Origin of the sequence: Nocardiopsis sp. EMB25 (assembly GCF_026797795.1) — a bacterium.
GTDB lineage: Bacteria > Actinomycetota > Actinomycetes > Streptosporangiales > Streptosporangiaceae > Nocardiopsis > Nocardiopsis lucentensis.
In genome coordinates this window covers 5844575-5866979 of sequence record NZ_JAMTDN010000001.1, presented here as the reverse complement: position 1 = coordinate 5866979, position 22405 = coordinate 5844575, and the positions used below count along the sequence as shown (strand labels likewise).

The window sequence follows — 22405 nt, the reverse complement described above, 5'->3', positions numbered from 1 at the left end:
AAGCCCCGGTATCCGACCGTGACGGCCGGATACCGGGGCTTGACGTGGCCGGGGCCGCGATCGCGCGCGGCGCCTGGTCAGCGGCGGTCCAGGATGAGGCTCATCGCCTCCGACCGCGTGCGGTCGCTGCTGCGGAAGATCCCGCGCACCGCCGAGGTGACCGTCTTGGCTCCGGGCTTGCGCACCCCGCGCATGGTCATGCACAGGTGCTCGGCCTCGACGACGACGATCACGCCGCGCGGCTGGAGGTGGTCCATGATGGCGTCCGACACCTGCCCGGTGAGGCGCTCCTGCACCTGCGGACGGCGCGCGTAGACGTCCACGAGCCGCGCGAGCTTGCTCAGACCGGTGATCCGGCCGTCCGCGCCCGGGATGTAGCCCACGTGCGCGACCCCGTAGAACGGCACCAGGTGGTGCTCGCACGTGGAGTACAGCTCGATGTCCTTGACCAGCACCAGTTCCTCGTGGTCGGCCTCGAAGACCGTGGTGAGCACGTCACCGGGCTTCTGGCCGAGGCCGGAGAACTGCTCCTCGTAGGCGCGGGCGACCCGTTCGGGTGTCTTGAGCAGACCGTCGCGGTCGGGGTCCTCACCGATCGCGATGAGGATCTCGCGCACGGCGCGCTCGATGCGCAACCGGTCGACGGATCTGGGAGGGCGCTCCTCGTCGAAGGTCTCGCTCACGCCTCGTCCCCCTCGATCCTGTTGGCGGCGGCGCTGGGCAGCTGGCCGTTGGTCGCCGAGCCCCGCACCTCGGCGCCGTTCAGCCCGTCCAGCTCCTTCTTGGACAGCACCGGAGGCCGCTCGGAGGGCTGGCGCTTGCCGTAGCCGGTGTAGGAGCCGCGCGACGGCCGCTTGGTCACCGGAGCGAAGATCTCCAGCACCTGCTCCTTGGTGAGCGTCTCCTTCTCCAGCAGCGCGACCACCAGGTCGTCCAGGACGTCCCGGTACTCGACCAGGACCTCGTAGGCCTCGTCGTGCGCGGACTCGATGAGGCGGCGCACCTCCTCGTCGATGATGGAGGCGATCTCCTCGGAGTACTCGCGGGCGTGCGCCATCTCCCGGCCCAGGAAGGGCTCGGTGCTGGCGGAGCCGAACTTGCGGGCGCCCAGGCGCTCGCTCATGCCGTACTCGGTGACCATGTTGCGGGCGAGCGAGGTCGCCTTGTCGATGTCGTTGCCCGCGCCGGTCGTGGGCTCGTGGAAGACCAGCTCCTCCGCGGCCCGACCGCCGAGCATCATGGCCAGCTGGTCCATCATCTGCGAGCGGGAGGTGAGGAACTTGTCCTCCGTCGGCACCGACATGGTGTACCCGAGCGCCCTGCCGCGCGGCAGGATCGTGATCTTGTGCACGGGGTCGGCGTTGGGCAGCGCGTGGCCCACCAGGGCGTGGCCGCCCTCGTGGTAGGCGATGACCTTCTTCTCCCGGTCGGACATGACCCGGGTCTTGCGCTCGGGGCCGGCCATGACCCGCTCGATCGCCTCCTCGAGGATGAGGTGGGTGATCACGGTGGCGTCCGCGCGGGCCGACAGCAGCGCGCCCTCGTTGATGACGTTGGCCAGGTCGGCGCCGGTCATTCCGGCGGTCTGGCGGGCGATGACGTTGAAGTCGACGTCGTCGGCCATCGGCTTGCCCTTGGAGTGGACCTTGAGGATGTCGCGGCGGCCGTCCATGTCCGGGCGGTCGACGACGACCTGCCGGTCGAAGCGGCCGGGGCGCAGCAGCGCCGGGTCGAGGATGTCGGGGCGGTTGGTGGCGGCGATGAGGATGACACCGCCCTTGACGTCGAAGCCGTCCATCTCGACCAGCATCTGGTTGAGGGTCTGCTCGCGCTCGTCGTGTCCGCCGCCCATACCGGCGCCGCGGTGGCGGCCGACGGCGTCGATCTCGTCGATGAAGATGATCGCGGGGGCGTTCGCCTTGGCCTGCTCGAACAGGTCGCGCACGCGGGAGGCGCCGACACCGACGAACATCTCGACGAAGTCCGAACCGGAGATGGAGTAGAACGGCACCCCGGCCTCACCGGCGACGGCACGGGCCAGCAGGGTCTTACCGGTCCCGGGCGGGCCCATCAGGAGCACGCCCTTGGGGATCTTGGCGCCCATGGCCTGGAACTTGGCCGGGTTCTGGAGGAACTCCTTGATCTCGTGGAGCTCCTCGATGGCCTCGTCGGCCCCGGCGACGTCGGCGAAGGTGTTCTTCGGGGTGTCCTTGGTGATGAGCTTGGCCTTGGACTTGCCGAAGTTCATCACGCGCGACCCGCCGCCCTGCATCTGGCTGAAGATGAACCAGAAGATGGCGATGATGATGATCAGCGGGAGCAGGCTGAACAGGGCGGTGGTCCAGATCGGGGTCGTGGCGACCGAGACCTGGTACGACTCCAGGTTGCCGTCCTCGGCGTCGGCGTTCTCCTGGAGCATGGTGCCGAGTTCGAGGCCCTGGCCCTCGACCCAGTAGGCCTCGAGGATCTCGTCGTCCGTGGTGGTCAGCAGGATCCGCTGGTCACGGTCGATGATCTCCGCGCTCTCGACCTGGTCCCGCTCGATGAGGTCGTAGACGCGAGAGATGTCGGCCTGCTCCGGTTGGGGACCGCCCCCGATGTCGAACACGCGGAAGCCGATGACGAGCATGACGGCGACGGCCAGGATCCATATCCACGGGCCGCGGAAAAAACGCTTCAGATTCATGTGAGCGGAACCCTGTCGGGTCCGTCCCTCCTGACCAGGCCGCCCCGCCCCAGAGGACTTTCCGAAGCAGGACCAATCGGACATGTTCTCCCTGCGATGACGCTGGGATCTTCGACGGTACACCTCGCTCTGCCGAGCGAGCACACCGCTCGGGCACCCGGAGCGGGGCCGTCACCGAAGCAACGACGAAGCCCCGTTCCGTTGTTCCCGAGCTGTGTCCTCCTCGGGCCCGCGACTTCGCTTCGGCCCGGGTCCGGGCGCCCGAACGGTTCGCCCCGGACCTGCCCGGGCCCCTACTTCTCGTAGACGTGCGGGGCGAGGGTGCCGATGAACGGCAGGTTGCGGTACTTCTCCGCGTAGTCGAGACCGTAGCCGACGATGAACTCGTTCGGCAGGTCGAAACCGATGTACTTGACCTCCAGGTCGACCTCGAAGGCCAGCGGCTTGCGGACCATCGTGCAGACCTCGACCGAACGGGGACCGCGCGACTTGAGGTTGCCCACCAACCAGGACAGGGTCAGCCCGGAGTCGATGACGTCCTCGACGATGAGGACGTCGCGGTCCTTGATGTCGGTCTCCAGGTCCTTGAGGATGCGCACCACACCGGAGGAGGTGGTCCCGGCCCCGTAGGAGGAGACCGCCATCCAGTCCATGGACACGGGCGTGTGCAGCGCCCGCGCCAGGTCGGCCATGACCATCACGGCGCCCTTGAGGACACCGACGATCAGGAGGTCCTTGCCCGCGTAGTCCGCGTCGATCCGTTCACCCAGCTCCGCAAGGCGCGCATTGATCTCTTCCTCGGTGACCAGGACCTTCTCCAGATCCCGACCCATGTCTTTGGCGTCCACGCTCACTGTCCTCGCTGCTGGGTTCCCCGTTTGCGGCAACCAGGATAAACGTGGTCAACGAGGCGACCGCGCCACCCGCCCGGGAACCGCGGGTGTCCGGTGGGGCCGATCAGCGCCCGAACCGCAGGCGCCCGGAGACGCGGCGCACCCGGATTCCGCCCGGAAGGTCGATGTGGGACTGCCCACGCCACTCCGTGACCAGGCGTTCCACCTGCCGCACGTGGCGAGCGGTCAGCGCACTGGCCGAGCAGCCCGCCGCGAGGGCGGCGCGGCGCAGTACCCGGGTGCGCAGTGCTGGCGGCGCCTCGGCCAGCGGTCCGACCGACAGCTCCGGCCCCGCCGCCCCCGGGGCGTCCGACGGCTCCGCGGCGTCCGGCGGCTCCGGGCCGGCGGGGACACGCGAGACCGCCGTGGCCTCCCCTCCGCCGAGGGCGGCGGTGTACAGGTCCGCGGACAGCCCGTCGAGCGTGTCGGCGTCCTCGCGCAGCATCGTGGCCGTCCGCGCCAGCGCGGCCGCGATCCCCGGGCCGAGGGTCCGCTCCAGGGCGGGCAATGCCTCGTGGCGCACCCGCGAGCGGGCGTAGCGGGGGTCGGCGTTGTGCGGGTCCTCCCACGCGACCAGGCCCATACGGTCGCAGGCCGCCCGGACGGTGGCACGCTCCAGGTCGAGGAAGGGGCGCAGACGGTGGCCGTTGCGCGGGGCCATCCCGGACAGGGAGCGGGCCCCCGACCCGCGCGCGAGCCCGAGGAGGACGGTCTCGGCCTGGTCGTCCAGCGTGTGGGCGAGCAGCACCACCGCGGGCGCGTGCTCGGCGGCCGCGGCGTCCAGGGCCTCGTAGCGGGCGCGCCGGGCGGCCGCCTCGGGACCGCCCCGACCCGTGACCTCCACGGTCCGCACGGAGACGGGGGACAGGCCCAGGCCGCGCAGGACACCGGCGACGGACTCGGCGCGTTCGGCGGAGCCCTCCTGGAGCCCGTGGTCCACGGTGACCGCCCCCGCGACCCTGCCCACGCGCGGAGCCTCGAAGGCCACGGCGCCGGCCAGGGCCAGGGAGTCGGCGCCGCCGCTGCACGCGACCAGGGCGGTGGTGTCGGCCGGAAGGTCGGCCAGGACCCGCCGGACCGCCGAACGGACGGCGGCCACGGCGGGGGGCGGTCCGCTCACTCCGCGATGGCTGCGGGGCGCACGACCCGGTCGATCCACGCGTTCGGGTCGCGGATCTCGGCCAGTGTGGGCAGGGTCTCGCGCGAGGTCCACACCTTGTTGAACTCGGCCATGCCGACCTCGGCGACCACCGCGCCGACGAACGCGGCGCCCTCCTCGTACTGGCGCATCTTGAGGTCCATGCCCAGCAGCTGGCGCATGATCCGGTCGAGGGGGTTGGCGGCCTCGCGGCGCTTCTGGAAACGGGCGCGGATCCGCTCCACGCTCGGCACGACCTCCGGGCCGACGGCGTCCATGACGTAGTCGCCGTGTCCCTCGGCCAGGCTCATGACCGCGGTGACGCGGTCCATGATCTCGTTCTGCTCGGGGGTCTGGAAGGCGGTGATGAGGTTGGCGTCACCGCCGCGCACGGCGTCGGCGACGGCCTCACCGGCGGAGCGGAGCCGTCCGATGAGGTCGGCGGCGTCCATCTCCGACGAGAGCAGGAGCTCGCGCATCAGGTCCTGGACGTGCGAGCGCAGCCACGGCGTGGCCGTGAACTGCATCCGGTGGGTCTCCTCGTGCAGGCACACCCACAGGCGGAAGTCGCGGGAGTCGACGTCCAGCTCGCGTTCGGTGCTGACGATGTTGGGCGCCACCAGGGTCAGGCGGCCGGTCGGCGCGTGGCCGCTCGGGTCCGGCGGCAGGAAGAGTTCGTACTGGCCGAGGACCTTCCCGGCCAGGTAGGCGAGCACCGCGCCGAGCTGGACCCCGGTGATCCGGGACCCGACCGCCGAGGTCAGGGCCGCGGCGGTGCCGTTGTTCAGCCGTTCGGAGCTCATCTGTTCCAGAACGGGTTCGAGTACCACCCGAAACCCGTCGACATTGGCCTTGATCCAGCCGGGGCGGTCGACGACGACCGCGGGTCCGGTGGGTTCGAGGGGGTTCATCCCGGTGAAGTCGCGCACGTGCCCGGCGGCCACGTTGGAAAGCTCGCGCAACTGCGCCACGGCCTGCCGCGCGTCGGAGAGGTCCACCTGCGGCCCCGGGCGGACGAGGCGGACACCGGTGTTGACGGCTACGTCCCAGTCGATCACAGTCACACCGCCAGCCTACCCACGCGTCGCCTCGCGGCACGGGGATCGGGGGACGAATTCCGGGAGGGGCCAGGGTGATCCCCCATCACCACCCCGTCCGGCGCCCGGGGTCCGAAGCGGGGCGGAGGCCCCGAACAAACACAGCTCAGGAACAGCCGCAGCGGGCCAGGGCCGCGGCGAAGGTGTCCAGGAGCGCCCCTCGCGCACCCGGGTCGTTCGCCATGAACGCGAAGTAGAAGGTGTGGCCGTCCTGGTCGCGGACGGTCCCGGCCAGGGTGCTCACCCCGTTGAGCGTGCCGGTCTTGCCCCGGACCAGACCGGCGGCGTCGTGGGTGGGCGCGTACTCGCCATAGCGCCCGTTCTTGGCCAGCGTGCCGGTGGAGTTCGCGGTGGGCAGACCGGTCAGGGCCGAGTTCAACTCCGGGTTGTCGGGGTCGGAGGCGATCCGGAGCAGCTCGACCAGAGCGCGCGGGGAGATGCGGTTCTTCGTGCTCAGGCCGCTGTTGTCGGACAGCTCCACGTCCTCGACGCCCAGGTCCGCCATCACCCGGTGGGTGGCGGCGGCCGCGCCCGCGAAGGAGGTCTCCTCCCCCATCGCCTCGGCCGCGACCCGGCCGAGCGCCTCGGCCATGTTGTTGTCGCTCGCCAGCAGCATGTGCTCCACCAGGGCCGACACGGGCGCCGACGCGACGCTGGCCACGACGTCGCCGACCGCCTCGGTCTCCGTCGGGTCGCCCTCGACCGACACCCCCGCGCGCTCCAGCTGGCGGGCGAAGGCCTCGGCGGCGTACAGGGGCGGGTCGTAGGCCCGGCCCTCGGTGGCGTCGATCACTCCGTCGCCGTTCTCGTCGTCCCAGCCGCTGTCGACCATCAGCGCGTGGGCACGCGAGGTACTGCTCTCGGTGAGGTAGTTGGGCTTCCACCCGGGACCGAAGGTGGAACCCGTGAAGTAGGAGTCGTCGTACCCGACGGAGACCGTGTCGAGCCCGAGGCCGGCGAGGGCCGCCGCGGTCTGGTCGGCGAGCTCCGACAGGGTCGCTACCTGCGGGTAAGCTGCGGAGTCGGCGCGTTCGGTCAGTGTCACGTCACCCGCACCCCACAGCACCACCCGGTCCCGCTCCGCGTCGAGGTAGGCCTCGGTGTGGAGCACGTGGTCGGGGCCGACGGCGGCGAGGACCGTGACCGCCGTGGCGATCTTCGTGGTCGAGGCCGGGGTGACCGGGGTGTCCGGGGCCAGCTCGAAGAGCGTCTCCCCGGTGGTGGCGTCGACCACGAAACCGGAGAGGCCCTCCTCCAGCCCGGAACCGGACATGGGATCATCGAGAATGTCCGCGATCCTGCCCGGGTCGGCCGGAGCCGAGGTCGCGGGTTCAACCGCCGCCACGCCCTCCGCGTCCGTGACCGGGGCGGGTTCCGCCGGAACGGGCCGCGCCTCGATGACGTCGAGGGTGACCAGACCGGCGACCAGCACGAATATGTTGAGCAGGGCCAGTGCGAGGAAGGCCTCGCCTCGTACCCGTCGCACCCTGGGCACCTGCCCTCCTTCGGTGTCGCGGCCAGACGTTGTAGTTATATGGCGACATTAGTCGCAATGGGAGCCGAGATCAGCATGGAATTCGACGTTACGATCGAGATCCCCAAGGGGGAGCGCAACAAGTACGAGGTGGACCACGAGACCGGTCGTATCCGTCTCGACCGCATGCTGTTCACCTCCACCACCTACCCCGCCGACTACGGTTTCGTCGAGGGAACGCTCGGCGAGGACGGCGACCCCCTGGACGCCCTGGTCCTGCTCAAGGCCCCGACGTTTCCGGGCTGCCTGATCCGCGCCCGCGCGATCGGCATGTTCCGGATGCGCGACGAGGCGGGCGGCGACGACAAGCTGCTCTGCGTCCCGGCGACGGACCCGCGCCAGGAGCACCTGCGTGACATTCACCACGTGAACGAGTTCGAGCGCCTGGAGATCCAGCACTTCTTCGAGGTCTACAAGGACCTGGAGCCGGGCAAGTCCGTCGAGGGCGCCACCTGGGTCGGCCGCCACGAGGCCGAGCAGGAGATCATCGCCTCGGTCAAGCGCGCCGAGGAGGCCGGTGTGCACGGCGACCGCTCGCACATCTCCACCAGCGGGGACGAGAAGTAGCAGCCGGTTCCGCCCGGTGTTCCGACCACGGCCCGACAGGGGAGCGACTCCCCCGCCGGGCCGTCGTCGTGCCCGGGGCCGAACCGGTCCGGCCTGAGCGGCCCCGGCGGGTCCCGAGACGGGTTCCGTCAGCGGGGCAGCAGGGGCTGGGCCATCTCCCACCCCCCGGCGATGAGGTACCCGGCGAGCATGATCACGAGCAGCGCGGCCAGGAGGATCACCAGGAACGGCAGCTGGGAGACCAACCCCCGCGCCAGGAAACGGGTGGCCGGGGGCAGCGGGAACCCGTCCCTGCCGAAGTGGTCGGCGCGGGCGGTGACGTGCGCGCGGTAACCGTCGAGCGCGGGCCCCGTCATACCGTTGAGCACTCGGGCCCGCACGAGCTCGGTGTGCTCGGGCATCCGCCATGACTCGGCGGGCTCCGGCCGGGCGCTCCCGTGCGTGTGCCGGGCGCACTCGACCTCGGCCAGGGCGTGCAGCCACTCCCGCAGGCGGCCGGCGTCCCGAAGGTGGCCGATGTGCGCGTGCGCGACGATGAGCGTGTCCCGGAGCACGACGTGCGCGGTGTCGCGGTCGCGCAGAACCAGGATGCAGCTCCGGTACAGCTCGTCCCCGTAGGAGTCGAGCAGGTACGCGTAGGCGTCCGCCTCCGAGGTGCTGGTGGAGCGCAGGGCGCGGAGAAGATCCCGGTCCGTCATAGACCTAGAATCTACGCCGCGCGCGACACGCCCTTCTCCCCTTTGCGGAAAGACCCCCCGTTCCGCGCCTTCCGACTCAGCCGTCACGCTCGGTACCGCCGTCGGCCGCGTCGACCGCCCCGCCGGGATCCAGTCCCCGGTACGGCGTGGACGCGGGCTGCCGGGCGGCGCGGGTCAGCGTGTGCCCGCGCAGCCACAGGAGCACGTACGTGAGCGTGGCGAGCCCCGCGACCAGCACCGCCGCCCCTGGACCGAAGAAACCGAGAGCCATCACCCCGGCGGCCGCGACGACGAGCGCGCGCACGAGGACACGCGCCCACAGGCCCGGTGCGCCCGGACTCACCTGGGTTCCCGGGGGGCGGATGCCATCACGGCCACTCCTGACACTGCGGCTGGGGGATGGGGAGGGTCCCGTACCGGCGTCGCTCACACGCCGCCCACGGGCTCCACATGTCACCACCACGCGACGCCACCCGCAACACGCCCGGGGCGGTGACCGGGTGAGACGATCGACACGCGCGTTTGCCCACGATCGCTTGACTCCTCCAGGACTTTGCTGGTCTCCTTGGAACCATGCATCCGCACACGTCCGCCGACGCCATGGCTCGCACGGCCCCCGGGGCCCCCTGCCACCTGGCCGTCGAGGCGTGTCCGTGTTGTCGTCGCTGAGTCGCTCCGCCAGGCGTGCCCGCACGCCCGTGCCCGACCGACCCGGTGCGTGTCCGCCCCGTCCACGTTCTCGTGTGAGCTGACGGCGGCCCGCATCCGCCCGGGGTGTCCCGCCTCCGCGTCCGCGCGCCCGGCGGTCACCCCCGCCGCCTCGGCTCGCCGGGGCCCATCGACGACATCAGCGCGCCCCCGCCGCCGGGGCGCGCGCACGTGAAGGATCTTCCCACGATGCTCCAGCAGGCTTCCACCGCCCTCCGCGCCGAATCCGCTCCCGCGACCGCTCCCGCCCGCCCCGCCCGGGTCTCCCCGGAGGGGATCGGCGACGTGGTCGACGCCGGCCGCCGGTCCGGCTACGCCCACCTGAACGAACGCCGCCTGCCGACGATCGGCCGCCTGGTCGCGGCCGCGCGCGGGGCCGCCGACGCGATGCGCCGACCCACGCTCTGGCCGTCCCGGCGGGGTCGGTGGCAGCCCGCTCCCCGCGCGGCCCGCCGCCACGCCAACGGGCGGCTCCGGGTGACCGCGGTGGCGCTCGAACCGAACACCTTCGTGCCCGAACCGGCCGCGCAGCCGGGACGGCGGCACTCCCTGGAGGTCCTGTTCCTGGTCAGCGGGCGCGCGCACCTGATCGCGTCGGGCCCGGGAGGGGAGATGCTGTCGGCGGCCGAGTTGACCGCCGGGCGTGCCCGGGTCGTGGGATCGGGCCAGCACGCGGCCGGGGAGCGCCCGCCGACCCAGCACCTCGTGAACACCGGTGACGAGGTCGCCGTCGTGGTCCGGGTGACCGCCTGAGTCCGTCCGGGAGTCGGCGTCACACATCGGCGCCGCGCCCCGTGGCGAGCGCGCGGAGTTCGGTGTCCACCGCCTCGATCGAGCGGAGGACGGCCGCGGTGCGCCGTCCCTCCTCCAGATAGGCGTTCATCACCTGGTCCAGCGCGTGGGGCGGCAGGTGCTCGCGCAGGTCCACCCGGGCGGTGCGGTACCCCTCGCGAGCGGCCTCCAGCGCGGCGGACACGTACTGATGGGCCAGGCGGGAGAGGGCGACCGGATGTCGGCGCAGCACTCCGTGCAGCCGGTAGTCGGCCGGGACGTGGTCGAACAGCCACACCAGGGCCGTCTGCTCGAAGGAGTCCGACCCGGGTGGGTGCACACTCGCGGGCCAGTCCGGCGTCAGCGACTGATCGGGCATACCCGCCAGCATACCCGCTGTTCGAAAATAAGTTCGATCGACCTCGGGTCAGTGCGCGGCCCCGTCAGTCGACGGACTCGTCCTTCTCCTCCGCGCGTTTGTCCAACTCCACCCGAATGGCGAGTTCGGCGGCGTCCACCGCGGCTCGGGCGGTGATCGCGTTCGTGTGCGCCCGCTCCAACTCCTCCAGGAGGATGCAGTCGAAGGACACACGTGCGTCGTGAATCGCGGCTTCCAACTGGCGTGACGCCTCTTCCAGACTCATGTTCCTCCCTTCCCCAGAACTGGACGCGCGCACACCACCGCCCCTTCCCCCCATCCGCGTTCGCACCCGCCCTGTCCCCGGCGCGTTCTACGATGTGCCCAGTCACCGCCGTTCACGGCGGTGCCGTTCATCCGGCCGGAGAGGGACCCCCATGCGCAACCGCTACCCCGGGACCTGCACGACCTGTTCGGTCCCCGTCGCCGCTGGTGACGGCGTCGTCGTCAAGGACGGCGGGCGCTGGCGCACCTACTGCGCCGAGCACGAGCCCCGCCCCACACCACCCGTGCGCGGCGACCACCCGGGGTGGCACACCACCCCGCTGCTCGGCTTCGACTCCGAGACCTCCTCCCGCGACCCCGAGGACGCGTTCGTGGTCTCGGCCGCCCTCGTCGACAGGGACGGCAAGGCGACGACGTGGCTGGTGGACCCCGGCCACCGGGAGATCCCCGAGGACGCGGTCGCCATCCACGGGATCAGCACCGAGCGGGCGCGCGCGGAGGGCCGGCCCGCCACCGAGTGCCTGGAGGAGATCGCCGACGCCCTCACCGCGCACCTGGCGGCGGGACAGGGGGTGGTCGTGTTCAACGCCCCCTACGACCTGAGGGTGCTCACACTGGAGTTGGAGCGGCACGGCCTGGCGCCCCTCTCGGCGCGTCTCGGCGGCGCCGTGGCGCCGATCGTGGACCCGTTGGTGATCGACCGGGGGGTGGAGCCGTACCGGCGGGGCAAACGCAATCTGAGCGCGATGAGCGAGTACTACGGAGTCGACCTGACCGAGGCGCACACCGCCGCCGCGGACGCCCTGGCCGCGCTGGCCGTGGCGGAGGAGATCGGGGCTCGGCACCCGGACGTGGCCGGGCTCGGTCTCGTGGAGCTGCACGAGCGGCAGGTGCACTGGGCGCTCGGCTTCGCGCGCAGCCGCCAGGAGTGGTTGGACCGGACCAAACCCGGCCACGGAACGGTCGTGGACGGTACCTGGCCCTAGGGCCTGTTTCTTGGAACGGTCACCCGAGGGGGTGTCGTTCGGGCGCCGGCAGGGTTGTGCAAGACGAGTCGAGCCGCGAGCGAGGAACGAGCGACAGGCGAGGACGAGGATGAAGAATCCCTGCCTTGAGGGCGCCCGAACACGGTCCGAAGCGAAGCGGAGGACCCAAAAAACACCGCCTAGGGTCGCGCCATGACCACAGATCCGGACACGGGCACCTTCACCGTCCCCGCCGGCTCCCGCGTCTGGCCGCTGGGGGGCGACACGGCCCTGGTTCCGCGCACGGCCGAGATCGCGCAGGCCTGTCACGCGCTGCTGGAGGTCGACGACGAGCGCCTCGACCGTTGGTACCCGGAGTTCGGCGAGCGGCCGACGCCGGAGGAGACGCGTGCGGCCCTGGAGCTGACGGGCCGGGCGTGGCGGGAGGGCTCGCGACTGCCACTGGCCGTCGCGGTCAAGGCGGGGAACGGTTGGCGCCTGGTCGGTATGGTCGACCTGGAGATCGACGACACCCCTGCACGGTCAGGCACGGTGGACTGTTGGCTCGATGCCCGCTTCGAGGGACGCGGGCTGACCACCCGGGCCGTCTCGGCCGTGCTCGACCAGGCGTTCGGACCGCTGGGCCTGAGCGTGGTCACGTGGTTCGTCCGCCTCACGGACCAACGGGGTCGGAGCGCGGCGCGGCGCCTGGGGTTCGTTCAGGAGGGCGTGTTCCAGCAGGGGGCCTTCCCCGACGAAGGCGACGAAGCGGTCTTTCGTCTGCGAACCGACGGGTGGCGCGGGGCGGCGAACCGATCGCGCACGGCCGAACCGGGATCCGGCGGTCCGTCCCACTGAGCCGGACCCAGGACAGGCGCCGGTGGCGCCCTTCCGGACCCGCCGCCTCGCTTGCGCCACGGCACCCCGACGGCGCCCGAACGGCGAGAGCCCCCGGGTGACCGCCCCGGGAAAGGGGGCCTAGGGATCCAGCGCGCGTCCGGGGCCGGAACCATCTCCCAGGTCCGCGACGATCCCCCGGGCGCGCTCCTCGTCGACGTCGGCCCGCTCGCTCACGATCCGCACCGCCTCCTCGGTCCGGTCCAGCGACACGAGGTTGCGCACCCGGGCGCGCAACGACGGCGGTAGGTCGTCGGGGCTCCGGGGCCCGGGCACGTATCCGCCGATCTGCGTCTCGGACGGCTCGACCCGCTCGGCGCCCGGGGCCCGTCCGGCCGCGAGGCGCTCCTCCAGCGAGGCGATGATCCGCCGCACCGCGTAGGAGCCCCCGCCGAGAACGAGGACGACCCCCACGAGCAGGAGCACCATGAACACCAGACTCATAGTGCGCATCTACCCGCATTCCGGTCATAACAGGCACGAACTGACACAACGTACGGTAAGCATCCATTGACCGGAGGCGACCCCCGCGCCGGCCGCGGTCCGCACGGCCGCGGGAGCCCCGGAGAAACACCTCGGGCCCGCCCGGAAGAACCGGACGGGCCCAAAGGGGTGGAGCCGCCTGTCGGAATCGAACCGACGACCTATTCATTACGAGGTCTTTCCAGCACCCGGACACCAGGCCGAACACCCCCGATGACCTGCCCAGACGGTCCTCTTGGGTCCCTGACAGCGGACAGTAGATACTCCCCATAGGCGGCCACTTAAGGCCCCGCCCACGGCCACGACACTCCCCACTGATGGCCAGATACCTCCCCGCCTGACCAGGACAAACACCGGTCGGCGAGGGTTGACCGGGTGAAGAGCAGCAGGGAGATCATGGAAATCCTGGAGGCCTACGACCTCACCGGGAGTTACCGGGCAGCGGCCGAACTGGCCGGGTGCGACCACCACACCGTCGCCCGCTACGTCAAACTCCGCGAGACCGGCCAAAGCCCCGAGCAGCGCACCCACCGCGCCCGCCCCATCGACGACTACCTCGACAAGATCGAGGAACTCGTCAACCGCTCCCAAGGCAGGGTCCGCGCCGATGTCGTCCACCGGCGCATCACCGCGATGGGCTTCACCGGCGGCGAGCGCACCACCCGGCGGGTGGTCGCCCAGGTCAAGGACCGCTACCGGGCCGGGAAACGGCGGGTGTTCCGGCCCTGGATCCCCGAACCAGGCCTGTGGATGCAGTGGGACTGGGGAGAAGGCCCCAAGATCCGGGGGCGGCGCACCCACCTGTGGTGCGCCTGGCTGGCCTGGTCCCGCTACCGCGTGATCATCCCGGTCTTCGACAAGACCCTGCCCACCGTGGTCGCCTGCCTGGACGCCACCCTGCGCCGACTCGGCGGGGTGCCCGCCTACGCCCTCACCGACAACGAGAAGACCGTCACCGAAGCCCACATCGCCGGGATCGCGGTCCGCAACCCCGAGATCGTGCAGGTCGCCCGCCACTACGGGATGACGATCCGCACCTGCGTCCCGGCCGACCCGCAGACCAAGGGCGGATCGGAGGCCACAGTGCGCATCGCCAAGGCCGACCTGGTGCCCACCGACGTCAACCTGGCCGAGGGTTTCCGCACCTTCGGCGACCTGGAAACCGCCTGCCGCGCCTTCACCGACCAGGTCAACGACCGGATCCACCGGGAAACCCGCCGCCGTCCCACCGAAGCGTTGGCCGAGGAGCGCACCCGGCTGCACCCGCTGCCCGCCGAACCGTTCACCATCGCGTTTGGCACCACAAGGCGGGTCAATTGGGACAGCACGATCTCGGTGGAGGGGGTTCGCTACTCCGTCCCCCACCACCTGGTCGACACCCGTGTCTGGGCCCGCTTCCACGGCGAGGAGCTGATCGTCACCGCCGTCGGCGAACGCGGCCCCGAGGAGGTGGCCCGCCACGGGCGCTCCACCCCGGGCAACCCGAGCATCAGCGACGACCACTACCCCGAGCGGGGCGACAAGGAAGGCGACCGCACCCCCAGAGCCCACAGCGCCGAGGAGGCCGCGTTCCTGACCCTGGGGCCCGGAGCCGCGTCCTGGCTGGTCGAAGCCGCCTCGGTGGGCACCCGCCGGATCAAGCCCAAGATGGCCGAGGCCGTCGCTCTGGCCAAGCTGCACACTCCGGCCGAGGTTGACCGGGCGCTGGGGACCGCGGCGATCGCGGGCCGGTTCGCCGAGAACGACCTGATCGCCATCTTGGCCCACCAGGCCGGACGCCCTGCCGCCGAGCCCACCCGCGCCAGCGAGGACCACAGCCTGCAGCCGGGCACCTCGGCCTGGTCCTCCTTCGGCCTGCCCCGCGACGACGAGAGCGAGCAGTGATGAGCACCCCGATCCGCACCGTTGCCGGACCGCCCGCCGAGCCGATGGCCGAGGCCGTCGAGCTCACCCGCCGGTTGCGGCTCCCCTACCTGCGCAAGGCCATGGCCGACGTGATCCCCACCGCCAAGGCGCAGCGGTGGGACCCAGCCGAGGTGGTCCGCGTCCTGCTGGCCGAGGAAGCCGCTGGACGCGACCAGACCAACCTGCGCACCCGCCGCAAGCGGGCGAACTTCCCCACTGGCAAGACGTTCGGGGACTGGGACGAGACCGCCTCCTGCATCGCCCGACCCACCCAGGACGCGCTCAAGACGCTGGAGTGGGTGGCCAGGCGGGAGAACCTGAGTATCTGCGGGCCCTCGGGGACGGGCAAGTCGCACTTTTGCGAGGCGCTGGGGCACGCCGCGGTCGAGGCGGGGATGACGGTGGCCTGGCACACCATCGAGGACCTGGGGGTGCTGGTTCGCAGGCACCGGGCGGACGACTCCATGGCCAGGGCCGTGACACGGCTGCTGCGCGCGGACTTGATCGTGGTCGACGATATCGGGCTGCTACCGGTCTCGGCCGATGCGGCCGAGGGGTTCTACAGGCTGGTGGACGCCGCCTATGAGCGCAGGTCGTTGGTGGTTTCCAGCAACCTGCACCCGTCGGGGTTCGACGAGATCATGCCCAAGACGTTGGCGACCGCGACGGTTGACCGGCTCCTGCACCACGCCCATGTCGTGGTGACCCAGGGTGACAGTTTCCGGCTTGCTCAGGCGACCTCGGGAGCGGGGGTGAAGGCGTTGAGTTGACCTCGGACACCACCACGGCGGGGACTTATCTGGCCGCCGTTGGGGAGATCGGCCTGGCCGTCAGTGGGGAGAACTACTGGCCGCCTGCGGGGAAAACACACTGGCCATTGACAGGTCCCCCAGGGTCCGCCAGGGTTCACCACGGTTGGTCACCCAATTGGTGCCCTCGGATCGCCTGTGAGAGTCCGGTTTCCGGCCACGATGGATCACCTTCGGGTGGTCCCGTTCACCTGCCTCTGGGCGTTTCCCGGAGCCGGTCCTTCGAGGGTGATCGTCGCGTCTGTCGGCGTCCAAGCCGGGTGTCCAAACCCGTTCCACACCCTGTCCAAACCAGGTGTCCAAACCCTGTCCAAACCGGTTTGGACACCCGCTGACCTGTAACACCACGCCGGGGTGTCCAGGCCGCGCGGCTGGACCCACCACGTGGAGGGATGGAGTCGACTAGGCTCACATTTCCCCTCCGAGAAACGAGTCTTCCGTGTCGTACAGCTTCAGCTACACCCCTATCGACGACAGCTCAGGCGTCGCCATGCTCAGCAGCAACGTCAAGGGCGGTGCCCAGTTCCTTTGGGGAATGTCGCCCGATGAACTGCACATGCTCAAGAAGCAGGTGGAGTTCGCTATCACGATCGCTGAAGGACATGTCGCGGAGGAGTAGAGGACACCCTAGCCCCAGCTTCTGGAAGATCCGCCACAACCGCCACATCCGCCACCCCGCAGGTCAGAGGCTGGTTTCATGTGGCGGATGTGTGGCGTGTGGCGGATACGGGTCCGCCACGCTCACCCCCCACTGGCTAGCCAGGGTTAGGAGGGCTCAAGAGCGTTCGGGCGAGAACCGCCATGTCGGTCACCACGATGTCAGCCCCGAGTTCGCTGAACCTCTGAGCCTTTCCAGGGCGGTTCGCGTATCCCACCGATGCCACCCCGACCAACTGCGACACCTCGATGTCGGTCACTGAGTCCCCGATCATCAAAGCCTGCGCAGGGCTTCCAGAGAGACTGCGAAGCGCCTTCTCCAATAGATAGGGGTTCGGCTTCATGAGGTGAGGAGTGGACTTTTCACGGCCAACGATGGACGCCACGAATCCTTCGAGCTTCTGGCTTTCCAGGAAGACCCCCACCGCTTCGGGAGAGTTGTTGCTGACGACAGCGACAGGGGTATCGGCCGCACGAGCAGCTTCGAGGAACTCCACGGCACCAGTGGTCGGGGGTGACTTCATCACTGAACGGACCTCTGCGGCAGTCAGGAAGGCCTCAGCTCGGTCGTGGTTGCGCGGTTCGGTCTCGTAGAGGAGTTCAAGGACCTTCATGGGGTCGCTCTCGGCCTTCATCGCAGGCGTGACCGGCGTCCCTGCCTTGGCCCCGTCCTCCAGGAGGTCTCTGGCAACGCTAGGCGCTGGGTATCCAGCGAAGACACTGCATACGGGTCCGTCGAAGTCCAAGAGGAATACCGTCGCCTCACGCACAAGGCGGGCCTGCTCGGGACTCATTCGTCTCGATCCTTCGCGATCGTTGACCAGACGCTGTCAAACCACATCTGTGACTGTGCGACGTACTGGGAGCCCGTCGACTCGGGGTCTTCGTCCTTGGCCTGGTGGAAGAGGATGGTGTCTCTCCCCAGCAAGTCGTAGATCTCGGCCTTCTCCTTGCCCAGCAGGACAGTGTTCGGAGCCACCGGGTAGTAGCCGAAGAAGGTTTCAGCGCCATTCAGAATGTACAGCTTGAACTGCGGTATCGCGGCATGCACGCGTGTCTCGACAGTGGCTCTTTCGACTAGCCCCAGCATCCCGAGTTCGTGCACAGCATCCTCGATGCCCTGAGTGTGCCGCAGCATGATGCGCGCCATGCGCTTACGCGCTTCGGGGTCGTCTCCCGCCAGGTCAACCCTTCGGGGGACCGACATGGGCTGCGTGGTGTCAGGCACGAGCAATCGAATGTGGATGCGCTGTGGCGTCAGGCGCCCATGCCGGACCTTGTCCAGCGGCTCCTGTAGCGCGCCATGAAGGGTCTCACCTCCGAAGCCCGCGAAGTCGATGGTCACGGCGTCATCCTCGAAGCATCGTTCGATGTGAGGGCGCAGCCCGACCGGGCGGGAGGTTCTTTCGCGCACAAAGACGCCGCTTCCTTGGCGTGATACCACCAGGCCTTCCTCCCGAAGGGTGCGGACGGCTTGCTGAACCGTCATGCGAGCAACCCCGTAGGTCTTGGCCAGCTGCGGCCCTGAGGGCAGCTTCTCTCCGGGCTCGAACTTCCGGGTGAGGATCGCCGCCCGGAGGGAGTTGGCGACCTGGACGTAGGGCGGGCGCGGGTCATCTGGATCGAGTGCCATGGGAACACGTTACCGCAGGCTGGCTAGGCAGCCTAGAAAAAACCTCGCACATGGCTTGACTTGCCTAGCCAAGCTAGCCATGATGGCCAAGTAAGCGAACGGTTCTGAACTCACCCGAACCAAGAAACCCCGACACGACCTAGTTCTTTGGCGAGAGCGGTCGTGCCGGGGCGAACCACCAGAACGAAGCAGGCCCCGAACTGGAGGAACTCCCATCATGCCCCAGACCACGACCAGCCAAGCCCCCACCACTGCTCCGATCATGCTTCCCCACCAGGGGCGCGACCTGGAAACCCTCCTGGCCGACGCCCCGGTCGGGGAACTGCGGCAGATGGTCCGTGAACTCTCCGCTGAGCTGGACTGGGCCCTGCGCTCCTTCGCCCCCGCCCACCGCCTGGTCGAGGCCGACGCGCACGAACTGGTCACCCTCTACAAGGCCGCCCCCTTCGGTGACGCCATGCACGGTGTCCAGGTCACCCGTGCCCAAGCACGCGACTTCGCCAGCGCCCACCGCCAGGACCTGGTTCCGTTCGCGGACGGTCTGACCCTGGCCTGCTGGGCACACGGTGCCTTCCCCGCCGAGGCGAGCTTGGACCACGCCTAAGAACGGCCCTGGCGGACCCCACCGCTTCGAAGAGGGGAAGTCGCAGGTCGGCCCGTCGTCCCCCCGGGGGGACGACGCCCCTCCTCCCCCCTTCAAGTGGCCTGGTCCGCCCCTCGCGACGGCGCACCGCGCCGTTCACCGACCTTCCTGAGGACTTGAAAGGGCCTGCTGTGAGCAACGCCGAACACCGCCGCATCCGCTCCTACCGGCGCGAGTGGGCACGCCGCCTGATCTCCCGGGGCAACACCCCCGGCAACCCCCCGCCCCGCTACGGCTCCCCCGAGTGGTGCAACCTGCCCGACTCCCACCCCGCCAAGATCGCCGCCGTGGTGCTGGCCGCCGAATCCTGGGCCTGGGGCAACGACGTGCTCTCAGCACGTGACCGCGTCGCCAAAGCCCACAACCACGCCCCTGGCGACGCCGAAGGCCTCGAAGGCCCCTTGTGCTGGGACTGGCGCCACATCAGCGCCGACCACAACCACGGCACCGCCGCCCACGAGCCGCCCGAGCAGCCGGACGGACGAGAGGCCGCCTGATGATGACCAACACCGCAACCCAAGGATGGGACGCCGGCATGGGCACCATCAACGCAGGCACCGAACTCCTCGATGAGGTCGAGGCGTTCCTGCGCCGATTCGTGGCCTTCCCTTCCGAAGCCGCCGCCGTGGCCACCACCTTGTGGGCCGCTCACGCGCACCTGTTGGAGGGGTTCGACTCCACACCCCGGCTGGCGTTTCTGTCCCCCGAACCCGGATCGGGCAAGACCCGCGCGTTGGAGATCCTCGAAACGCTGGTGCCCAACCCGATGCTGGCGGTCAATGCCACCCCGGCCGCGCTGTTCCGCGCGATTGGTGACGCCGACAACCCACCCACGGTCCTGTTCGATGAGATCGACACCGTGTTCGGTCCCAAGGCCAAGGACAATGAGGACCTGCGCGGACTGATCAACGCCGGACACCGCCGCTCCGGGGTCGCCTACCGGTGCGTGGGCGACGGCAGCAGCCAAGCCGTGGTGGCGTTCAAGTGCTACGCCGCCATCGCACTCGGAGGGTTGGGGGAGCTGCCCGACACGGTGCTGACCCGCTCGGTCATCATCCGGATGCGCCGCCGCGCCCCACACGAGAAGGTCACCCCCTACCGCGCCCGGCTCAACGAACCCGAAGGACACGCCCTGCGGGCACGCCTGTCCTCCTGGGCCGCCACCGTGGCCGACGTCGTACGGGAAGCCTTCCCCGACATGCCCGAAGGGGTCAACGACCGGCCCGCCGACGTGTGGGAGCCACTGCTGTCGGTCGCGGACGCCGCCGGGGGCGAGTGGCCCGAGCGGGGCCGCAAGGCATGTGTGGAGCTGGTGGCCGGGTCCACCGACCCGAGCAAGGTGTCGTTGGGTGTGCGCCTACTGGCCGACCTGCGCACCGTCTTCACCCGGGCCGGACAGGACAAGCTCCCGGGCACGGTGATCTTGTCGGAGTTGGCCGCTATGGACGACGCCCCGTGGGCCGAACTCGGCGGCAAGGGCCTGGACTCCCGGGCGCTCGCACGGCTGCTCAAGCCCTACACCACCGCCCAGGGGGAGCCGATCAAGCCCCGCACGGTGCGCACGAGCACCGGCACCCCGAAGGGCTACCACGCCGCTGATCTGGCCGACGCCTGGGCGCGCTACCTACCCCAGCACACCCCCAACCCCGTGGAAGGTGGCGGACCCGTATCCGCCACACGCCACGGTGCCGCCACACAAAGCACGTCGCTGACCTGCGAGGTGTCGGATGTGGCGGTTGTGGCGGACTTCCCGGAAGCCGACACACGAGCGGTCGAGAAAGGCCCGTGCCTGGTATGCGGGGCCGCCTTCCAACACTTCGGGGCCACACCCCACCCGCACACGTGCGCCACGTGCCACGCCCAGGGCCGCACGCCCGCACAAGCGCAGGTCATCCGTGCGAGCGCCCGCACAGAGCCGTGGGAGCGCTCAGACGAACCCGTGCGAGCGCCCGTGTGAGCGCACCAGCCGTCCCGTGCGAGCGCACCACCGCAGTTCTCACCTGATCAACGCGCACAGACGGCCCCGGGCCTACCTGCCAGCTAGACCCCGGGGCCGCACTCCCCGAAAGGAGCACCACCCATCATGACCGTTCACGACCTGCCCAAGCGACTGTTCACCCTCACCGAGGCCGCACACGTGCTGTCGATGGGCCGTACCCGCCTGTTCTCCGAGATCAAGTCCGGCCGACTCGCCACGGTCGGCACCGGCAAGAACCGGCGCGTGACCGCCGACGCCATCGACACCTACGTCGAACTGCTCAAGCACGAGGCCGACGCCGCCTGACACCTCCCGTGGCCGCTCCCGCCGGGGAGCGGCCACCCCACCCTCTGATACAGAACAGGAGCACCACGGGACATGGGGAGCAAGGAACCCACGCCGAAGAAGCCGCGGGGCCGCTACGGGCAGGGCACGGTCAGCTGGGATGAGGCCAAGGGGTGCTTCCGAGGTTCGATCTCGCTGGGTACCACCCCGTCGGGCAAGCGGCGTCGCCCCGTGGCCTACGGCCAGACCAAGGAAGAAGTCTGGGAGGCCCTGCGAGCGCTGCGTGAAGAGCACGAGACCGGCATCCGGCCGTCCCCCGGCTACACGGTCGCCGACACCGTCAACGACTGGCTGAAGCGCGGCCTGAAGGGCCGCAGCGAGGGGACGGTGACCAAGTACCGGTCACTGGCCGCGAACAACGTCATCCCCCAGCTGGGCAAGGCCAAGCTTCGGAAGCTGACCGCCGACGACGTGGACGACTGGTTGGACGAACGCGCCGAACACCTGGCCACATCCACCCTCAAGCAGTGCCTTGACCTGCTGCGCCGGTCAATCTCCCATGCCCAGCGCCGCAACAAGGTGCTGCGCAACGTCGCCGAACTGGTGGACCTGCCCGAGGGCCGAGCCGGGCGCCCCAGCAAGGCTCTGAACCTGGAACAGGCCAAAGCGGTCTTGGCGGCCGCCCGGGGACGGCGACTGCACGCCTACGTCTTGGTGTCGCTGCTGACCGGCGTGCGCACCGAGGAAGCGCGGGAACTCACGTGGTCGCACGTCCACCTGGACCCGCCCGAGGGCACCCCGCCGCACGTGGCGGTGTGGCGCTCCGTCCGCAAGGGCGGGGACACCAAGACGAGGAAGAGCCGCCGCACGCTCGCTCTCCCGACACCCGTCGTGACCGCGCTCAAGGCCCACAGGGAAGCACAGGAGACCGAACGGGAGGCCGCCGGGAAGGACTGGCCCGACACCGATCTCGTGTTCCGCACCCGGACCGGGGAGGCCCTGGACGTGAACAACGTGCGACGCGACTTCCAGGCCATCGTGCGGGCCGCCGGGGTGGAAGGGTCGTGGACGCCCCGAGAATTGCGGCACAGCTTCGTCTCGCTCATGTCCGCCAACGGCGTGCACCTGGAGGACATCGCGCGGCTGGTCGGTCACAGCAGCACGAGCACGACCGAACTCGTCTACCGCAAGGAGCTGCGGCCGGTGATCACGGAGGGAGCCCACATCATGGGGGACCTCTTCGCCGAGTAGGCATTGGTCACCCAATTGGTCACCTACGCGAAACGCCACCCCGTGTTGGGGTGGCGTTTTGGCTGAGCCGCCTGTCGGAATCGAACCGACGACCTATTCATTACGAGTGAATCGCTCTGCCGACTGAGCTAAGGCGGCACCGCGCCGCGCGTTCAACGCGGCGA

At 70.0% G+C, this 22405-nt stretch carries 25 protein-coding genes and 1 tRNA gene; 12 read left to right on the top strand and 14 right to left on the bottom strand.

The annotated features are described in order from the left end of the window. Positions 1-77: 77 nt before the first annotated feature. From folE to dacB, 6 genes are all read right to left on the bottom strand, one after another. Complete coding sequence (folE, locus tag KIK06_RS26040) at positions 78-683, bottom strand: GTP cyclohydrolase I FolE (protein WP_017601737.1); 606 nt, start codon at positions 681-683, stop codon at positions 78-80. After that, on the bottom strand, positions 680-2686 hold the full coding sequence (gene ftsH, locus KIK06_RS26035) for an ATP-dependent zinc metalloprotease FtsH (RefSeq protein WP_017601736.1): 2007 nt from the start codon (positions 2684-2686) through the stop codon (positions 680-682). The genes folE and ftsH overlap by 4 nt, the downstream gene beginning before the upstream one ends. Before the next feature lie 293 nt (positions 2687-2979). Beyond that, positions 2980-3534, bottom strand: a complete 555-nt coding sequence (gene hpt, locus KIK06_RS26030) for a hypoxanthine phosphoribosyltransferase (protein WP_017601735.1) — start codon at positions 3532-3534, stop codon at positions 2980-2982. A gap of 109 nt (positions 3535-3643) precedes the next feature. Further along, positions 3644-4699, bottom strand: a complete 1056-nt coding sequence (gene tilS / locus KIK06_RS26025; RefSeq protein WP_268645499.1) for a tRNA lysidine(34) synthetase TilS — start codon at positions 4697-4699, stop codon at positions 3644-3646. After that, positions 4696-5775 (bottom strand): zinc-dependent metalloprotease, encoded by a 1080-nt coding sequence (locus tag KIK06_RS26020; protein ID WP_268646192.1) that lies wholly within the window; start codon positions 5773-5775, stop codon positions 4696-4698. The genes tilS and KIK06_RS26020 overlap by 4 nt, the downstream gene beginning before the upstream one ends. Before the next feature lie 145 nt (positions 5776-5920). Next, entirely contained in the window at positions 5921-7309 is a 1389-nt protein-coding gene (gene dacB / locus KIK06_RS26015; protein ID WP_268645498.1) for a D-alanyl-D-alanine carboxypeptidase/D-alanyl-D-alanine endopeptidase, read from the bottom strand. A gap of 75 nt (positions 7310-7384) precedes the next feature. Between dacB and KIK06_RS26010 the strand changes: the two genes are divergently transcribed. Continuing rightward, positions 7385-7915 carry an inorganic diphosphatase gene (locus KIK06_RS26010; RefSeq protein WP_193789801.1) on the top strand — a complete coding sequence of 177 codons (531 nt, stop codon included), beginning with the start codon at positions 7385-7387 and terminating at the stop codon, positions 7913-7915. 128 nt (positions 7916-8043) lie between these two features. Here the strand turns inward: KIK06_RS26010 and KIK06_RS26005 are convergent, their stop codons facing one another. Together KIK06_RS26005 and KIK06_RS26000 are read right to left on the bottom strand one after the other, a co-directional pair. Then, on the bottom strand, positions 8044-8613 hold the full coding sequence (locus tag KIK06_RS26005) for an RNA polymerase sigma factor (RefSeq protein ID WP_017601731.1): 570 nt from the start codon (positions 8611-8613) through the stop codon (positions 8044-8046). Positions 8614-8689: 76 nt separating this feature from the next. Further along, complete coding sequence (locus KIK06_RS26000; protein ID WP_017601730.1) at positions 8690-8956, bottom strand: hypothetical protein; 267 nt, start codon at positions 8954-8956, stop codon at positions 8690-8692. A gap of 554 nt (positions 8957-9510) precedes the next feature. Between KIK06_RS26000 and KIK06_RS25995 the strand changes: the two genes are divergently transcribed. Beyond that, positions 9511-10074 carry a hypothetical protein gene (locus KIK06_RS25995; protein ID WP_268645497.1) on the top strand — a complete coding sequence of 188 codons (564 nt, stop codon included), beginning with the start codon at positions 9511-9513 and terminating at the stop codon, positions 10072-10074. Positions 10075-10093: 19 nt separating this feature from the next. Here the strand turns inward: KIK06_RS25995 and KIK06_RS25990 are convergent, their stop codons facing one another. Further along, a complete protein-coding gene (locus tag KIK06_RS25990) occupies positions 10094-10483 on the bottom strand; it encodes a hypothetical protein (protein WP_017601728.1) in 390 nt (129 codons plus the stop codon). Positions 10484-10535: 52 nt separating this feature from the next. Next, positions 10536-10736 (bottom strand): hypothetical protein, encoded by a 201-nt coding sequence (locus KIK06_RS25985; protein ID WP_017601727.1) that lies wholly within the window; start codon positions 10734-10736, stop codon positions 10536-10538. A 151-nt stretch (positions 10737-10887) separates the two neighbouring features. Here KIK06_RS25985 and KIK06_RS25980 point away from each other — a divergent pair, with 151 nt between their 5' ends. Together KIK06_RS25980 and KIK06_RS25975 are read left to right on the top strand one after the other, a co-directional pair. Beyond that, positions 10888-11721, top strand: a complete 834-nt coding sequence (locus KIK06_RS25980) for an exonuclease domain-containing protein (RefSeq protein WP_017601726.1) — start codon at positions 10888-10890, stop codon at positions 11719-11721. Between the two features lie 192 nt (positions 11722-11913). After that, positions 11914-12558: a GNAT family N-acetyltransferase gene (locus KIK06_RS25975; protein WP_268645496.1), complete on the top strand. Its 645-nt coding sequence runs from the start codon at positions 11914-11916 to the stop codon at positions 12556-12558. A gap of 120 nt (positions 12559-12678) precedes the next feature. Here the strand turns inward: KIK06_RS25975 and KIK06_RS25970 are convergent, their stop codons facing one another. Continuing rightward, positions 12679-13050, bottom strand: coding sequence for a hypothetical protein (locus tag KIK06_RS25970; protein WP_327084668.1), 372 nt, complete (start codon positions 13048-13050; stop codon positions 12679-12681). A gap of 405 nt (positions 13051-13455) precedes the next feature. On the opposite strand from KIK06_RS25970, the gene istA reads away from it, so the two are divergent. The 3 genes from istA to KIK06_RS25955 all read left to right on the top strand — a co-directional run bounded on the left by istA (position 13456) and on the right by KIK06_RS25955 (position 16413). Further along, positions 13456-14964 (top strand): IS21 family transposase, encoded by a 1509-nt coding sequence (istA, locus tag KIK06_RS25965; RefSeq protein WP_017602407.1) that lies wholly within the window; start codon positions 13456-13458, stop codon positions 14962-14964. Further along, positions 14964-15755: an IS21-like element helper ATPase IstB gene (gene istB / locus KIK06_RS25960; RefSeq protein WP_268641605.1), complete on the top strand. Its 792-nt coding sequence runs from the start codon at positions 14964-14966 to the stop codon at positions 15753-15755. The genes istA and istB overlap by 1 nt, the downstream gene beginning before the upstream one ends. Before the next feature lie 478 nt (positions 15756-16233). Beyond that, positions 16234-16413, top strand: a complete 180-nt coding sequence (locus tag KIK06_RS25955; protein ID WP_268645495.1) for a hypothetical protein — start codon at positions 16234-16236, stop codon at positions 16411-16413. 136 nt (positions 16414-16549) lie between these two features. On the opposite strand, the gene KIK06_RS25950 is transcribed toward KIK06_RS25955, so the two are convergent. After that, complete coding sequence (locus KIK06_RS25950; RefSeq protein ID WP_268645494.1) at positions 16550-17245, bottom strand: HAD family hydrolase; 696 nt, start codon at positions 17243-17245, stop codon at positions 16550-16552. After that, positions 17242-18084: a GntR family transcriptional regulator gene (locus tag KIK06_RS25945; protein WP_268645493.1), complete on the bottom strand. Its 843-nt coding sequence runs from the start codon at positions 18082-18084 to the stop codon at positions 17242-17244. The genes KIK06_RS25950 and KIK06_RS25945 overlap by 4 nt, the downstream gene beginning before the upstream one ends. A gap of 217 nt (positions 18085-18301) precedes the next feature. Between KIK06_RS25945 and KIK06_RS25940 the strand changes: the two genes are divergently transcribed. The 5 genes from KIK06_RS25940 (at position 18302) to KIK06_RS25920 (ending at position 22241) form a co-directional block, all read left to right on the top strand. Next, the gene (locus tag KIK06_RS25940; protein ID WP_268645492.1) at positions 18302-18688 is read left to right on the top strand and encodes a hypothetical protein; all 387 of its coding nucleotides are present in this window, start codon (positions 18302-18304) and stop codon (positions 18686-18688) included. Positions 18689-18858: 170 nt separating this feature from the next. Beyond that, positions 18859-19224: a hypothetical protein gene (locus KIK06_RS25935; RefSeq protein ID WP_268645491.1), complete on the top strand. Its 366-nt coding sequence runs from the start codon at positions 18859-18861 to the stop codon at positions 19222-19224. 38 nt (positions 19225-19262) lie between these two features. Then, complete coding sequence (locus tag KIK06_RS25930; RefSeq protein ID WP_268645490.1) at positions 19263-20684, top strand: DUF3631 domain-containing protein; 1422 nt, start codon at positions 19263-19265, stop codon at positions 20682-20684. 126 nt (positions 20685-20810) lie between these two features. Continuing rightward, the gene (locus KIK06_RS25925) at positions 20811-21011 is read left to right on the top strand and encodes a helix-turn-helix domain-containing protein (RefSeq protein ID WP_268645489.1); all 201 of its coding nucleotides are present in this window, start codon (positions 20811-20813) and stop codon (positions 21009-21011) included. 72 nt (positions 21012-21083) lie between these two features. Continuing rightward, positions 21084-22241 (top strand): tyrosine-type recombinase/integrase, encoded by a 1158-nt coding sequence (locus KIK06_RS25920; RefSeq protein WP_268645488.1) that lies wholly within the window; start codon positions 21084-21086, stop codon positions 22239-22241. A gap of 65 nt (positions 22242-22306) precedes the next feature. Here KIK06_RS25920 and KIK06_RS25915 read toward each other — a convergent pair. Continuing rightward, positions 22307-22379, bottom strand: a tRNA-Thr gene (locus KIK06_RS25915). Between the last annotated feature and the right edge of the window lie 26 nt (positions 22380-22405).